At 50.0% G+C, this 14977-nt stretch carries 16 protein-coding genes; 11 read left to right on the top strand and 5 right to left on the bottom strand.

The features are described from left to right. Positions 1-144: 144 nt before the first annotated feature. A complete protein-coding gene (locus tag JQX58_RS07765; RefSeq protein ID WP_204146266.1) occupies positions 145-1998 on the bottom strand; it encodes a flavodoxin domain-containing protein in 1854 nt (617 codons plus the stop codon). Between the two features lie 116 nt (positions 1999-2114). Between JQX58_RS07765 and JQX58_RS07760 the strand changes: the two genes are divergently transcribed. The 11 genes from JQX58_RS07760 to JQX58_RS07710 all read left to right on the top strand — a co-directional run bounded on the left by JQX58_RS07760 (position 2115) and on the right by JQX58_RS07710 (position 11219). Next, positions 2115-2720: a PepSY-associated TM helix domain-containing protein gene (locus JQX58_RS07760; RefSeq protein WP_204146265.1), complete on the top strand. Its 606-nt coding sequence runs from the start codon at positions 2115-2117 to the stop codon at positions 2718-2720. Positions 2721-2731: 11 nt separating this feature from the next. Continuing rightward, positions 2732-3208 (top strand): DUF2271 domain-containing protein, encoded by a 477-nt coding sequence (locus JQX58_RS07755; RefSeq protein WP_204146264.1) that lies wholly within the window; start codon positions 2732-2734, stop codon positions 3206-3208. A gap of 16 nt (positions 3209-3224) precedes the next feature. Next, positions 3225-4034: a DUF4198 domain-containing protein gene (locus JQX58_RS07750; RefSeq protein ID WP_204146263.1), complete on the top strand. Its 810-nt coding sequence runs from the start codon at positions 3225-3227 to the stop codon at positions 4032-4034. Continuing rightward, the gene (locus JQX58_RS07745; RefSeq protein ID WP_204146262.1) at positions 4034-4339 is read left to right on the top strand and encodes a hypothetical protein; all 306 of its coding nucleotides are present in this window, start codon (positions 4034-4036) and stop codon (positions 4337-4339) included. The genes JQX58_RS07750 and JQX58_RS07745 overlap by 1 nt, the downstream gene beginning before the upstream one ends. Beyond that, complete coding sequence (locus JQX58_RS07740) at positions 4326-4766, top strand: hypothetical protein (protein WP_204146261.1); 441 nt, start codon at positions 4326-4328, stop codon at positions 4764-4766. The genes JQX58_RS07745 and JQX58_RS07740 overlap by 14 nt, the downstream gene beginning before the upstream one ends. An 8-nt stretch (positions 4767-4774) precedes the next feature. Then, positions 4775-5623: a metal ABC transporter solute-binding protein, Zn/Mn family gene (locus JQX58_RS07735; RefSeq protein WP_204146260.1), complete on the top strand. Its 849-nt coding sequence runs from the start codon at positions 4775-4777 to the stop codon at positions 5621-5623. Next, positions 5623-6321 carry a metal ABC transporter ATP-binding protein gene (locus JQX58_RS07730; protein ID WP_204146259.1) on the top strand — a complete coding sequence of 233 codons (699 nt, stop codon included), beginning with the start codon at positions 5623-5625 and terminating at the stop codon, positions 6319-6321. Before JQX58_RS07735 ends, JQX58_RS07730 begins: the two co-directional genes overlap by 1 nt. Further along, the gene (locus tag JQX58_RS07725; protein WP_204146258.1) at positions 6311-7207 is read left to right on the top strand and encodes a metal ABC transporter permease; all 897 of its coding nucleotides are present in this window, start codon (positions 6311-6313) and stop codon (positions 7205-7207) included. The genes JQX58_RS07730 and JQX58_RS07725 overlap by 11 nt, the downstream gene beginning before the upstream one ends. Then, positions 7198-7947 (top strand): metal ABC transporter substrate-binding protein, encoded by a 750-nt coding sequence (locus JQX58_RS07720; RefSeq protein WP_204146257.1) that lies wholly within the window; start codon positions 7198-7200, stop codon positions 7945-7947. The genes JQX58_RS07725 and JQX58_RS07720 overlap by 10 nt, the downstream gene beginning before the upstream one ends. Before the next feature lie 224 nt (positions 7948-8171). Next, positions 8172-10406, top strand: coding sequence for a TonB-dependent receptor (locus JQX58_RS07715; protein ID WP_204146256.1), 2235 nt, complete (start codon positions 8172-8174; stop codon positions 10404-10406). Positions 10407-10535: 129 nt separating this feature from the next. Continuing rightward, positions 10536-11219, top strand: coding sequence for a Fe2+-dependent dioxygenase (locus JQX58_RS07710; RefSeq protein ID WP_204146255.1), 684 nt, complete (start codon positions 10536-10538; stop codon positions 11217-11219). Between the two features lie 25 nt (positions 11220-11244). Here JQX58_RS07710 and JQX58_RS07705 read toward each other — a convergent pair whose 3' ends face one another. The 4 genes from JQX58_RS07705 to JQX58_RS07690 are packed head-to-tail and all read right to left on the bottom strand — an operon-like array spanning position 11245 to position 14585. Continuing rightward, positions 11245-12321 carry an alpha-hydroxy acid oxidase gene (locus JQX58_RS07705; RefSeq protein ID WP_204146254.1) on the bottom strand — a complete coding sequence of 359 codons (1077 nt, stop codon included), beginning with the start codon at positions 12319-12321 and terminating at the stop codon, positions 11245-11247. Positions 12322-12352: 31 nt separating this feature from the next. Then, on the bottom strand, positions 12353-12703 hold the full coding sequence (locus JQX58_RS07700) for a DUF3325 domain-containing protein (RefSeq protein ID WP_204146253.1): 351 nt from the start codon (positions 12701-12703) through the stop codon (positions 12353-12355). Continuing rightward, entirely contained in the window at positions 12700-14289 is a 1590-nt protein-coding gene (locus tag JQX58_RS07695) for a PepSY-associated TM helix domain-containing protein (protein ID WP_204146252.1), read from the bottom strand. The genes JQX58_RS07700 and JQX58_RS07695 overlap by 4 nt, the downstream gene beginning before the upstream one ends. Further along, on the bottom strand, positions 14286-14585 hold the full coding sequence (locus JQX58_RS07690) for a hypothetical protein (protein ID WP_204146251.1): 300 nt from the start codon (positions 14583-14585) through the stop codon (positions 14286-14288). Before JQX58_RS07690 ends, JQX58_RS07695 begins: the two co-directional genes overlap by 4 nt. Positions 14586-14977: the final 392 nt, after the last annotated feature.

The raw sequence follows: 14977 nt of genomic DNA, 5'->3' as shown, positions 1-14977 counted from the left end.
ACGATCCATACAATTTTTAAGCGACTATTCGCGCCTGCGCGTGGAATGCTGCACCACTTTTAGAGCTTCAGCCATTGTCCATTTGAAGCGATCTCCCGAGCTTGCTCGTTGGAGCGGAAAATGGATTTGGCTGAGGCGATGCTGCTAATACAAATCCGTGTGTAAGCGTTCACTTAGGTATTGTTCTGGGATGATCTCTCGTAGGGTGTCGTTGACCGCTTCACCAAAGCCTTGGCGGCTACCGCAAAGGTAGATATGCGCGCCTTTGTGTTCGACCCATTCGCGTAACGCTACCTCATGCATGGTCAACAGGGATTGCACATAGAGACCGTCGGTGCGCGACCAAGCGGTATGAAAACGTGTCAGTACGCCCTCATCTTGGAAGCGTTGCAGTGCGTCGTGAAAATAGGCGTCATGTTCAAAGTATTGTTCGCCAAACAGCAGCCAGTTTTCCGTCTCTGAACCCCAATTTTGCTTCTGTTGTAAAAAGCCCATAAACGGCGCTAAACCGGTGCCCGCGCCAATCATGATCAGCGGCACATCGCCCACCAAATGAAAGCTTGTGTGCTCACGAAGACTGGCTTCGATACGCTGACCTGGTTGCAGTTGTGTTAGATAGCCTGAGGCAATCCCTAACGTGCCATCTGCACGCCAATGTTGACGCACCAGTAACTCCACGTAATCAGGCTCACACGAGGCGATTGAATAGAGGCGTTCATGCAAAGGTGTGAGCTGGTCGACCAGTGCCTGCGGCGTATCGGCTTGTTCATATTCCCATTCAAGTTGGGTCAAGGCATCCAATAACAGCATTCTTTGACCGGCGAGCTGCACGGCTTCAGAGCCCGAAAAGCCATAACGCTCAAGCCGCTGTCGCACGCTATCACGGTTAACTTGTGGCATCACCGCCAACACATCCCCAGGCTGATAACGAACGCCTGGCAGGCAAAGGCGTATGCGGTAGGCCAAACGTAAGGCTTGCTGCGGGTTGAGGCACTCATTCTGCTGTACCACAAACTCGTCGTATTGCAGCGCCACCTTTTGATTCGCCAGACCGAGTAGCTGGGCGATTTGTTGCCACCAAGTCTCGACCGCACGTAAATCCATGCGATCCACTTCTTGAAGCGGTAATAGGCGCTTAAAGCCTTTTTGATCGAGCAAATCAGACAGCTGGTAGCCAAACGCACAAAAGGTTTGATAAGTACGATCACCCAGTGCTAGCACGCTAAACTTGGTCTCACAGGAAGCCGCTTGAGTCGTTTGCAATTCATGGACAAGTTTATGTGCCGCATCTGGCGCGGCGCCATTACCATGGGTACTGACCACGAAAAACACGCGCTGATAACTCTGCAGCTGTTGGGCGCTTAATTGTGACACGCAGCGTAGATCCACCAACGGCTGCGCAGCTTTGTGCAGTTGTTCTGCTAAGCGCTTGGCGCTACCCGTTTGGCTAGCGTAAGCAATCAAGGCACTGCGCTGCCCTGCTTGGCTAGGAAGGCGCTTGCGCACATCAAAATACACGCTTAAACAGGGCACAACGATCAAAAACAGCGTCCACCATGGGGCAATCGCTACGCTACCTTGGGTCAGCAAAAACACTTTTGAATACAAGAGTACGCCAGCCATCAGCGCCATAGAGACTCCGAAACGGCGCAAGGGAGCATATTGAAATGCCCAGACAGACACCGCCAATACCACATACAGCAGATACTGACTGATGTGCAGCATAGCGCTTAACCAATGCCATTCACGGGATGAAAATACGTAGCCAAGTTGGCCATCAGCCACGTGCGCCATGAGACCACTCGGCAGTTGATATACCTGATACTGAGCGAGACTAAAAACAGGCACCAACAAAGCACTAAATGCCTCACTAGAATAACTGTAGTCACTGCTGCTCAAGACACTCCATAGGTAAAACAACACCCATAGTAATAAGGCACTGGCCACATACACTAGGCGATCTAGTTGCTGCACCACCTTCACAAACCAAGTCGGCACACTTCTCTCCGTAAACTAACGTAAATATCAACAATAATTATTGTTATTATATTGCACATTTTTAACGATAGCGATTATCATTAGCGAGTAATTTACGTTTAAGAACATTTTCACCTATGAACACCAAAATCGTTGCACTAAATCGCTGGGCCCGTTGGCTTCATATCTATAGCGCCGCCCCCGTTTTATTGCTGATGATCTTTTTCGCTGCAACCGGTGTGTTCTTAAACCATATCGATTGGGATTTAGGCAGTACTGAGCAAACCTCACAAACATTCGATTTACCCGAATCCTTGCTCAGCCTTGATTGGGAAAGTGAATCCACCGCTACTGCATTGAGTGTATTGCAATGGCTGGATCAAGAGCACGGGATTCATGGGGTGGATTTAGAAATCAATTGGGAGCCTGCAGAGCAGCTTCTACTGCTGCATTTAGACGGCCCACAAGGCAGTTATGCAGTGGAAGTCTACCCAGACGATGAAGTGGCCGATGTGTTTATTCGGGACCTGCCGTTTTTAGAAATGCTTAATAACCTACACCGTGGCAAACACGTCACAGGATTTTGGCGCTGGCTGTCTGATAGTGCCGGTGTGTTTATGCTGGTGTTTTGTCTGTCGGGATTATGGCTTTTGGTAATCAACACCTTACAACGTACCACCACACTTAGTTGGGTCGGTATCGGCTCTTTGGTAACAGTGTTGGCGATTTATTTGATGCATTAAAGGAGAGCTGCATGCGCTCACTCATAAATAAAACATTGCTTGGCGCGGCCCTTGGTATGGCAAGCCTAGCACAAGCTGCAACGGTAGAAGTGGCGTTTGAGATTCCACGCCCAGACGCCGAGCGCTACGCCAAACCTTATGTGGCGATTTGGGCTGAACAAGGCCGCGACAGCGAGCATTTGCTGGTTTGGCATTTACAAGGTGAAAAGGACAAATGGCTCTCTGACCTGCGCCGCTGGTGGCGTAAAGTCGGCCGTTACGACCACCATATCGATGGGCTCACCGGCGCAACCAAAGGCCCTGGCCACTACAGCGAAACCTTTAATGTCAACGACGACTGGGACAAGTTCACCCTGTATGTCGAAGCCGCTCGTGAAAACGGTGGCCGTTCACTGGTGAAAGCGAAGATTGACCTCAACGATGGCCAAAGCCAATACCGTATTCCAGCCGAAGACGAGCTGGGCGACATCTTGATTACTGTAAAATAACACTTAAGGACTACCCATGTTTAAAGCGACTCTTTGCGCGCTAGGCCTATTGGCCGCTAGCAGCACTATGGCTCACGAGCTAATGATCATGCCGGCGAAATCTATTATTACCGAAGCGCCCGCTTCAGTTGCCGTTGATATTTCAGCGTCACATGGCGTGTTTCGTTTTGATAAGCCAGTAGGCGCAGACAATATCAATGTGTATGGCGCTAATGGCAAACGTATTCGCAACATCGGCACTGTCGTTAAGAGCGCTTCGCGCACGTCATTTGACCTGCCTATTGACGAAAACGGCACCTACAAAATCGTGTACGGTGGCTCTGAGCCAATGTACATGACGACCTACACCATCGGTAAGCGTGACACACAAAAACGCCTACGTGGCAGCTTGGCTCAAGTACAAGATTTGATCCCAGAAGACGCGAAAAACATCGAAACCATCAAAATGAGTCGCTACGGCATGTCATTTGTGACCGCCAAAATGCCAACTGAAGAAGTCATCAATCCGACTAACGAAGGCTTTGAAATCATCCCGGTGACGCATCCTGCTGACTACATCAATGGTGAAGAGCTTGAATTCCAAGCCTTGCTAGACGGTGAAGCCGTCGAAGGCGTTGAGATTACGGTGAAAGCCGAAGCGGCACTCTACAATGGCGAACTTGAGCCAATCAAAGCGACCACCGACGAAGACGGCATGGCGAGCATCGAAATCGAAAATGCCGGCCGTTACGCGGCAACATTTGGCTACCAAGGTGAGAACCCAGGCGCTGATGCCGATAAAGCCTTCTACACCGTGTTTTACACCTTTGAAGTGGTATACGAATAATGAGCAAAGCGACCTTATTAATGGGTAGCTTAATGGCGTTGCTTTCGAGCAGCGCCTTTGCGCATTACCCGACTCTAGATTGTCAATTGGCGAACCAAGAAGTCAGCTGTGTTGCTGCCTACAGCGACGGTTCTTTAGCCCATGGTGAAACCATCGAAGTGCGCAGCTACGACGAAGAGCTATTAACTCGTCAGACTACGGACAATATGGGTGAAATCCATATTCCACAGCCAGACGGCGAATATTACTTAATGTTCGATCCAGGTCATGAAGACCCTGCTGAGTTTGACTATGCCGAATTCTGAGATTGAGATCGTGCCACCAGCGGATGGCCGCGGCGAGACACGCAACTTTCTGCTGGTGTGTGCTGGGGTCATAGCCACGGCACTCATATTGCTGTCGTTGATTCATAAAACCAGCGCTAATGCCTTGCCTGAGCTGCCCGCGTCGTTAATCAACGCCGCCACGCAGATCAGCAATGCGGTGGAAGAAATCGCCATGCTCGAAGAAGCCGGTCTCATCACAGCCCCCTACCAGCTAGACGAACTGCCACTACCAACCATTAAAGGGCAAGCTTTTACGCAGCAAGAAGATGACTGCTTCAGCCTGCTTACGGGTGATTTTCAGTTCATTGTCGAGCGCCATGAAGACGCTTGGGATGCCCACTGGACGCAGACCGAGCAAGCCGTCGATTGCCATGCTGCCATCACTTGGCACACGCTAAACCAATAGGATTTCACATGCGATATTTACTCCTGAGCTTACTTATTTTAATGAGTGCCCAAGCCAGTGCGCGGTTACAAGTCGGCGTGACATTGCACCCTTACTACTCATACGTGAGCCATATTGTCGGCGAACGTGGCGATGTACTGCCTCTGATCGAGAGCGGCTTTAACCCGCATAATTACCAGCTCAACCCTGCTGATATTGAGCGTTTAAATAGCTTGGATGCCCTAGTCGTAAATGGCATCGGCCACGATTTATTTGCGACGCAAACCGTCGACCGACTGCAACCCAAAAACCTTCAAGTGATTTACGCCAATAAAGATGTGCCACTGATTGGTCATGATGAAAAAGTCAATCCACATTCGTTTGTCTCGATTGATGCTGGCATTCGCCAGGTGTACACCATTGCTAAAGCCTTGGGTGAGCTCGACCCTGACAACAAGACCTACTTCCTTAAAAATGCCATGCAGTACGCCAAAACTCTGCGCGCCTTAAAAACACCGGTACAAGAAGCCCTACTTGATAAAGATGTCAGCAATATCCGTATTGCCAGTACTCACGGTGCTTACGCTTACTTGCTGCAAGAGTTTGGTTTAACCGTCTCAGCGGTGATTGAGCCAGCGCACGGCGTCTCGCCGACCGCTTCGCAGCTAGAAGAAACCATCCAGACCATTCGCCAGCAAAACATCGATGTGCTGTTTACTGAGCTGAATATGGAAAACCACTATGTCGATATGATCGAGCAAGAAACCGGCATTAAGGTGTACTACTTCAGCCATATGACCCACGGCGAATACAGCGCCGATCAAGTCGAGCGTGAGATGGGCAACAACTTGAAGAAACTGGCTGAGGCGCTGCAATAATGATGGGCCCAAGTTTATACCTTGCCAACGTCAACGTGACTGTCAAAGGCATGCCTTTGCTCGAGTCACTGGACCTTAACTTAGACGGTGGGCAGTGGCATGGCATCGCTGGCCCCAATGGCGGCGGCAAGAGTACCTTGCTAAAAGCCATCGCGGGGCTTCATAACCACAGCGGCAGCATTAAGCTACATTGGCCCGAGGGCCGCAATCACGCGGGTTATATGCCGCAACTGTCGCCCTTTGATGCATCTTTGCCCGTCACAGCACTGGATTTTTTGCGTATGCACTGTGACAAACGCCCCGTGTGGCGCCGCTTTAAAGGCGATCCTAAAATCGATGCGGTGGTCGAGCGTGTCGGTATCAACAAACTCTTAGGTAAGCGTTTGGGTACCTTGTCTTCTGGTGAACGTCAGCGTGTCCTGCTGTCCTGCGCACTACTAAACGAGCCGCATATTTTGCTGCTCGATGAGCCTTTAGCGGGCGTCGATAAACACGGTCGAGAGCAGATTCTTGAGATTTTAGTGCAGTTCAAAGCCAACGGCGGCACCATCGTCATGATCGAGCACGACTGGCAGATTCTACAAGCTCACTGCGATACCTTGTCGTGGATCGACGGCGGCCTACAGGGCCACGACGACCCGACCACGCTACTGCAATCATTTCAATCGCTTCACATAGGTTTGCGCCATGCTAGCTAGTATTCATGATGTGTTTTCCAGCCTAGTGGCGCTGGGATTGTTACCGGCGATTTTTGACTACGGATTTGTCGTCAACGCGTTCTTGGCCTGTCTTATGATCGGCCCGCTGCTCGGTATGCTAGGCACCTTGGTGGTGGTAAAACGCTTGGCGTTTCTATCCGAAGCCGTCGGCCACAGTGCCCTGACCGGCGTCTCGATTGGTATCTTAATGGGCGAGCCGGCCACCGAACCTTGGATCAGCTTGTTTGCCTTCTCGGTGTTGTTTGCTTTGACGCTACAGTGGGTGCGCGGGCGCACGACGGTGCCTTATGATGCTTTGATCGGCGTCTTTTTGGCATTTGCCTTGGCATTAGGTGCAGCGCTGCTGATGTTTGTCGCTAAGAAAATCAATGCTCACTTGGTGGAGCAGGTGCTGTTTGGTTCGATCTTAACCGCCTCCGCCTACGATTTAATTATTTTGGCGGTGATTACCACCATTGTTATGGGGCTGGCTTTTTTCAGTGCCAACCATGCCTATTTGAATGCATTAAGCCCCGATATTGCGCGCTCGCGTCGTATCGCGGTGACTCTGCATGATTATGGTTTTGTGCTGCTGATCGCACTGGTCACCGTCGCGGCGGTAAAAATTATTGGCGCCATCTTGGTCGGTGCCTTGCTGTTGATCCCTGCGGCCAGCGCTCGCCTGATGGCACGTGATCTGCGCGGTATGGTCGGTTATTCGGTACTGATAGCCACGACTAGCGCCTTGATCGGCGTGTTACTGCCTATGTATATGAAATGGGCCATTGGTACGGGACCGGCCATTATTTTAGTGGCCTGTGTCTGGTTTGTTATCGCTATCTCTGTTTACTCTCTGCGCAAAGGAGGCTCCACCGCATGCGCGTAATTCTCTCTAGTCTATTACTGCTGTGCGCTAATTGGGCGCTGGCCGCCAATGTCGCGACCGTCGCGCCGATTACTTACAGCATGACCTCAGCGCTGCTGGCTGACACCGATATTGAGGTGACTTATTTGCCTCCTACACGCTTGCCGATTAATCGTATCCCCAGCTGGCTCAATCGCAATGAAACCGAGCCGATGGCGCACTTTGATGCGATTGTAAATATCAGCTCGTTACGCCCTGAGTTGGCCTTCTATGTGCCGCTGCGCAGTACTAATGTGCGCATTGTGCCGATCGATATTGCTAAGGCCCTGATCCCAGGCGGTGAGCAAGTGGCGACCCATGAGCCAGACGAATATTTTTGGCTCAATACCAACAATGCCTTATTAATGCTTGGCATCTTAAAGCGTGACTTGATCGCTTTGTGGCCCGATCAAGCGGATCAGATTAATGCCAATTTCCAAGCCAATAGCCGCGCACTGCGCCAAGTCGCATTGGATATGGACGATGCCTTGCTGATGTCTGGCTTTGATGCGGTAACCAATGGCAAAGACTCGGTGACGCCCTTTAGTAAAGGGCTTCTGCTACCCACCCTTGAAGCCGATGAATTGGACGGCATGACGGCGGTGGAGATTAATACCAAGGCAGGCGCTAACACTTGGCAAATTGACGACTTCAGCCGCTACAGCAAGCAGAGCTTTAGTGAGCGCTGGCAGGCTACACTTAACAACCTGCCCACCCGCTAGCGCCTCGTTGTAACAGCCAATCAAAGCTAAAAAGCAAGCCATGCAGCCCATGGCTTGCTTTTTTTCGTTATATACATCCTCATTTCTCTAAACAAATCACCAAAAGTTATATGACTAATGAAAAAATATGCACAAAACATATTCCAATAACAATAATTATCATTTAACATCCGCTTCTCATTAAAACTATTACATTCATTAAACTGCTTTACATGGATACACCAATGAAGAACGCGAACACTTTGAACAAAGGTCAATTCAAGATTGCTCCGATCGCTTTAGCGGTTGGCTCCGCACTGGCGCTGATGAGCTCACCAAGCTTTGCTGCTGAGCAAAACAGCGCTGAGCTAGAGCGTATCGATGTTATTGATACGTCTGAAAATGGCTACAAAGCCGGTGCGCCAGCTAGCCCTAAATTCACGCAAGAAATGGTTGATACCCCAAAAACCATCAACGTAGTGAATGAGCAAGTACTGGAAGATCAAGGTGTCACGTCCCTAGAAGACGCGTTACGCAATGTTTCTGGTGTATCTACCTTTGGTGCCGGTGAAGGTGGTGGCGGTAACGTTAACACTTCTGACAACGTCACAATTCGTGGTTTTGATGCCAATGGCAGCATCTACTCTGATGGTATCCGTGATGTGGCAGGCTACAGCCGTGACACTTTTAACACTGAGCAAATCGAAGTCGCTAAAGGCGCCAATGGTTCGGTATATGGTAAAGGTTCCGCGGGCGGCTCGGTTAACCTAGTAACTAAGTCTGCACACCTACGTGGCGATCAAAACAGCATCAGCGCCTCTTACGATGAAGCTGATACTAAGCGTTTGACTGGTGACTTCAATAAAGTCCTATCGGATGACAGCGCTGTACGTTTGAACTTGATGACCGAGCAAGGTGGCGATTACTGGGATAACGGCGAAGAAGAATACAAGAGCTATGCTGTGGCGCCATCTTACTTCCAGCAAATCAGCGAAGATACCGATGTTACCTTTAACTTTATGTACATGAAGCAGGACAACACACCAGTGATTGGCTTGCCATTCATCACTGAAGAGGTTTCCAATGCGTCAGGTGTGCCAGAAGGCATGATCGCTGAGAAATACTGGGACAATTACTACGGTGTAAAAAATCGCGACTTTGAAGAAGTTGATGCCCTAACCCTAACCGCGATTGTGAACCATAAGTTAAACGATGCGTGGAACCTACGCAGCCAAACACGCTATGGCGAGACCGAAACCAAATCTATTATCCACCGCCCTTGGCCAGAAAACCTAGGCGACCGCGACAACCCTAATTACACTGGTAACTATGGTTTAGTTTTCCCTAAAACTAACTTCAGCGAAAACCAGCTAGTGGTCACACAACTGGACTTTATCGGTGAAAAGTACACTGGCAAGATTCGCCATGATATCGTCGTCGGCGCCGAAGCCTACCGTGAAAACCAGAAAACACCGAATGTAGATCTATCCGGCTACAGCTACTCGAAAACCAGCTACGATCCACTTAATCCAGGTGAAATCCGTGCTTCGGGCAGCTACAGCATTGACGGTTACTCAAAAGATGCCACCGCGAAAGGCTTTGCAGTTTACCTAAACGACACCGCCACGCTAAACGAGCACTGGCAAGTTAGTGCTGGCGCCCGCGTAGAAGACTACGAACTGGATGCGGTTCAGCGTGTCGGCCGTGGCTCTAGCGCGACTATGGTCGATGCAACGTCAGACGCTACACTCTTTAGCTGGAATGCTGCGGTGAATTACAAGCCAGCAAGCAACGGTAGCATTTATCTTGCCATCGCCAATAACGAAGAGCCTAACGGCGCTAACCTTTCGCTTAATGGTCGTAGTGAAGAGGATGTTGCTGAATACGCTTCACTGGATCCAATCGAGTCCGTAACCAAAGAGTTAGGTACTAAGTGGGAACTGTTTGACGACCGCCTATTGCTAAGCGCTGCCGTATTCAAAACCTCGAAAGATGAGTATGAAACGGTTAATAATGAGCTAACGACTTCAGGCGAGCAGCAAAGCAAAGGTGTGGAGTTATCCGCGACTGGCCAGATCACTGACGCCGTCTCTGTGACCGCTAGCTACACCTACCAAAAGGCGAAAGTCGTAGAAGGTACTTCGCGCGGCGATGATGCTTCTGGTAACGGCCTAACTGCGGCTCCGAAAAAATCGGCCGCATTGTGGATGACTTACGCGCAAGGCCCACTAACTCTAGGTGCAGGTGCGGAATACCAGTCTGGCAACGATTACTGGCGTGCCAACCGTGTTTACTTCACCACTGGCTCAGCAACCATCGTCAATGCGATGGCAAGCTACGCGTTTACAGATCAGCTAAGTGCTCAGCTAAATGTGAGCAACTTGACGGATGAGCGTTACGCATCGGATTACAGCGCCAAGGGCCACTTCCGCCCAGGTAATCCACGCAATGCTAAAGTCACTGTGAAATACGACTTCTAATAAGCTGAAGCGTTCCTAGAACGAGTTTTGTTTCCTTTGCTCGTTCTCCCAAAGCAGCCGTGTTACTTTGTACGCGGCTGCTTTGCTATCTCTAGCACTGATAAAACTATCTTATACGAGTAACCCGCTATGCTACTGCATCTAAAAAACGTGTTAACCGCTGCACAAGTGACCGAGATCCGCGAGGCGTTGGACCAAGCAGATTGGCAAGACGGCAAACTCACCGCGGGCAATGCTTCACGCCAGCAAAAAAGCAATTTGCAACTAAGCCAAGACGACCCGCTAGCGCGTAAGCTCGGCGACTTTATTTTGCACACCCTAAGCCAGCGGGAAGACTTTATGGGCAGCGCCCTACCGGCAAAAATCTTTCCGCCGATGTTTAACCGTTATGAAGGGGGCGGACAGTTTGGTTTTCATGTGGACAATGCCATTCGCCAAGTGCCGAACACGCCCGTGAAAGTGCGCACAGACTTATCCATGACCTTATTTTTAAGCGAGCCTGAAGACTACGAGGGTGGAGAGTTGGTGATCGAAGACACCTTTGGCACGCAAGCAATTAAACTGCCTGCAGGGGATATGGTGCTGTATCCGTCGACCAGCATTCACAAGGTGAATCCCGTGACGCAAGGGGCGCGCGTCAGCTCGTTCTTTTGGTTACAAAGCTTAGTCGCAGACAACGAACAGCGCCGCACGCTATACCAGCTAGATCAAAGCATTCAAGGGTTGCGCCAAGATCTGCCGGATGACGAGCGCATTCAGAACTTGATTTGGGTGTACCACAACTTATTGCGTCAATGGAGCCAAACCAACTAGGTTTGGCTTGCAACAATATGAGTCACTAAAAAGGTGTGTATAAGCAGTCTTGATTGATATCAGCCAAGGTAGCACACCCGCATAACGCCATGGTCGCTTCTAGTTCATCACGCAAAATGCGCAGACTGTGCGCCACACCTAAAGGGCCGGCGACCGCTTGCGCATAAAACACTGGGCGGCCTAACAATACCGCGTTGGCCCCAAGCGCTATTGCTTTGACGATGTCACTGCCACGGCGAATACCACTATCAAGCAATACCGGTAATGTCGGCCCAACGGCCGCGCGGATGGCAGGTAACACCTCGATCGTTGCCGGCTGGCTATCCAGTACCCGACCACCGTGGTTAGAGACGATTACACCATCGACACCGACCTCGAGCGCACGCTTGGCATCTGCCGGATGCATTACACCTTTTAACAGCAATGGCAAACGGGTTTGCTTGCGTATCCACGCTAAGGTCTGCCAATCAGGCGCCTGACTCATCCAACAAGCAAACACCGAATCCCCTGCGGCGGCTTGTGGCAAACCGTCTAAATTGACGGCGCGCACGCCGTCTGGCAACTCAAAGCCTGCACGTTGCTCAGCGTTACGCACACCATTAATAGGTGCATCCGCGGTGACCACAAGCGCTTGATAGCCCGCCGCTTCAGCCCGGCGTATAAGCTTAAGCGTGTCATCTCGATTAGGCTGGCAATATAACTGAAACCAACGGTTCGCTTGAGGCGCAACCTCTGCTACCTGCTCAATACTGGAACTGGCAAGTGTTGATAAGCAAAAGCCAACGCCTTGCGCGGCGGCCGCTTGTACTGCGCCCAATTCGCCCATCGGATGGGCAAGCTTTTGATAGGCCAAAGGCGCAATCAACAAAGGCATACTAAGCTCGCGTCCAAACAGTGATAAGCGGCAATCACCTTGGCCCATATCCGCGCTCAAAATACGCTGCTGCAGCAATACTTCATCAAGCTTAGCGCGGTTACGTCGGTGGGTAATACCATCCATCGAGAAGCCTGATAAGTAGGCCCATGTCGGCTCCGCCAACAGCGCTTTAGCGTGGCGTTCGTAATCTGCTAAGTTGCAGATATCGCTGGGAATTTTATTCATACCAAGATCTCGATTTAATACAGTAACAAACTCATGATTTAGATACAGGCGGTGCCACTCTAAGCCCCAAACTGGTGTAGCGCCAAAGCCATTGGAACCAGTTTAAACGATAGGCCAATAATGCCACCACCAGCAGCGCTGACACCGTGATCAGCATCAGCCATGCCATCGAACCAATGCCGATGCCCCAGTGTGCCACGGCGATATAAAACGAAGCCAATAAGGCAAGCCAAGCAATCAATTGCTGCGTACGGTACTCGCGCATAGAAAGCGGCTTAGCTTGATACCAACCTTTATAAACATCCAGATGATGCTTTTTAACACTCATGGCAAAGTGTAAAAACGCATAAAAACTTAATAGGAACGATACTAACACCATCATTTCGCGATCACCTCTTGCGTACCTGAAGCAGTGCTGCTCGACCTCTTCTTTACAGCTTGCTGGGCTCTTACTTTTTGCATTTTTTGGCGCAAATACCCTGCACAAAGCAACAAGATAGCGCCTATTAATAAACTCATGCCATCAAAGCTTAAGCGCATCCAATCGCCATTTATTAACGCACTCCACAAGCCCACTGGAGAAGTAAACTGATCCAATGCTGGCAGCAATACAAACAGACTACCTGCCAGCCACAGTTGCGCTTGCCAAGCGTGGCGATGGCGGTATATCGCAGCGTGCACCAATGTCAGCAGCCAAACCATAAAGAAGCCATTAATCTCCCAGCTTTGGCGGACGGCAAGCTCGGCCGGAAGCAAACGGTTAAGCCAAAAGTAGCTGGCGACAGCAATGCAAAGTCCACTGATACTGGCGATATTTAGCACATGTACCAACTCAAAACCAAACTGCCCAGTTTGGCGTTTGGCGCGTTTAGTCGCCCATAAAATTGAGCCTGTGCCGACCATTAAGGTGCCTGAGACACCTGCAATGAAAAACAACCAGCGCACCAAGGGATCGGCAAAGCGCGCTTCGTGTAATGTTCTCAATACACCATTGATCGCATTCACCGCGTTGATTTCTTGGTTATTAGTAGCAAACATGCCGGAGGCTTCACGCACATTGCCGTCATTATCAAGTGTCAGTGTTTGACCGAAGCGACTCCCTAATAGACTGTCACGCTCTGACGAGAAGAAAATGTATTCAGCTTCCCGTGTCATGGGCTTATTCGCCAACAGGAAGCTGACACGAGCGCCCAACTCATGCTCGGCAGTTGCCAGCATGCGCGTTAAATCTGGCGCAGGCAAACGCTCAACAGGCTCGGCTGCTACTTGTGCTGGCCCGCGCGCTTGATTGCCCCCATTGGCGCTTCTGTTTATGTCATCGCCCCAGAATACTAAGGTCGAAGCCAGTAAAATCAGCCCTGAAAAGGTAATCATTAAATGAAACGGTAGCGCCAGCACAGCAGTCACTGCGTGGGCATCCGACCAGCCTAAAGAGCGGTTCTTAGTGCGAAACATAAAGAAGTCGCTAAAGATCTTGCGGTGCATGATGATGCCGGAGATCAAGGCGATAAACATCGCCATGGTGGCGATTTCTACCAAGGTTCGCGAAAAACCGCGGGGCAAATGGTACAACTCAAAATGAAAACGATAGAGAAAGTCGCCACCACGTGTTTCACGCACCTCAATCTGCTCACCCGTACTTGGGTTAAGCACTTCCATCGGACCGCGGCGGCGCTGAGTATCGCCGGGATTACGCCAGCTTAAATCCAACGTATTATTGCGCTCGCTGGGTAGCGTAATGTTCCAGCTCTCAGCTTCGGGAGCCACCTCGACTAAACGCTTGGCGGCGATACCAATGGCGTGTTCTGACGGTACCGACACATGTGCCTCTGGCGTCATCCAATGATTAATTTCCATGCGAAAATAAGACAAGGTGCCGGTTAAGAAAATCGCGAACAACAGCCACCCGAGTAAGATACTGCTCCACGTATGTAGCCAAGTCATGGTCTTGCGTAAGGGCCCTTTCATGACAGACCTCCGATTAACCAGAGCACGCCCCAAGTGACGCCATTGCTTAGCAGGGTTGCCCAAGTGGCTTGGCGATGACGGTTAATGGCAAACAACAGGATAATGGCCACCGTGTAAGCGACGAAAAATACTAAGTAGAGTAAACCGCGTAAATCGCGCCCTTGTAATGTTGAAAAGTGCGCGGCCAACAAGCTCAAGCCAGCGGCTAAGGCATAACCGCCAATCAAGACCAACGCCGTGCGATACGTCACCTGTACTTTGGGTGAGCTTATTCCCTTGCTGAAACTGGACAACACAATACTCTACCTTGATGTGATAAAAGAGCTGCGGATAATAATGATTATTGTTTGCTCGTTCAATGCTAAATTCTATAAAAGGTAAAGCGTTTGTTATCTAACGTCATTGAATAAGGATTAAACGATAAAATTTCTTAATGATAATAATTATTATTTGCGTAAGCGACTTAAAGCGTCTACTATATGCCTTGTATCGTTACTTAGAGCGTAGCGGTTATAGACTTTTTTAAGCTTCCACTTAAGTGAGTCTCATATTTCAAGAGCCTATTTAGACGGACGCATTTGCGTCCGTTTTTTTATTTATAGATCTCAACAGCACACCTTTACATAGCTTTACCAAGAATCGTTATCATTCATATTTACAAGATCTTGCTATTTTGTAACTATTCCTG

Origin of the sequence: Marinomonas ostreistagni (assembly GCF_016888445.1) — a bacterium.
Taxonomy (GTDB): Bacteria; Pseudomonadota; Gammaproteobacteria; order Pseudomonadales; family Marinomonadaceae; genus Marinomonas; species Marinomonas ostreistagni.
The sequence above is the reverse complement of the archived record's forward strand: the minus strand, read 5'-3'. Positions and strand labels throughout refer to the sequence as shown.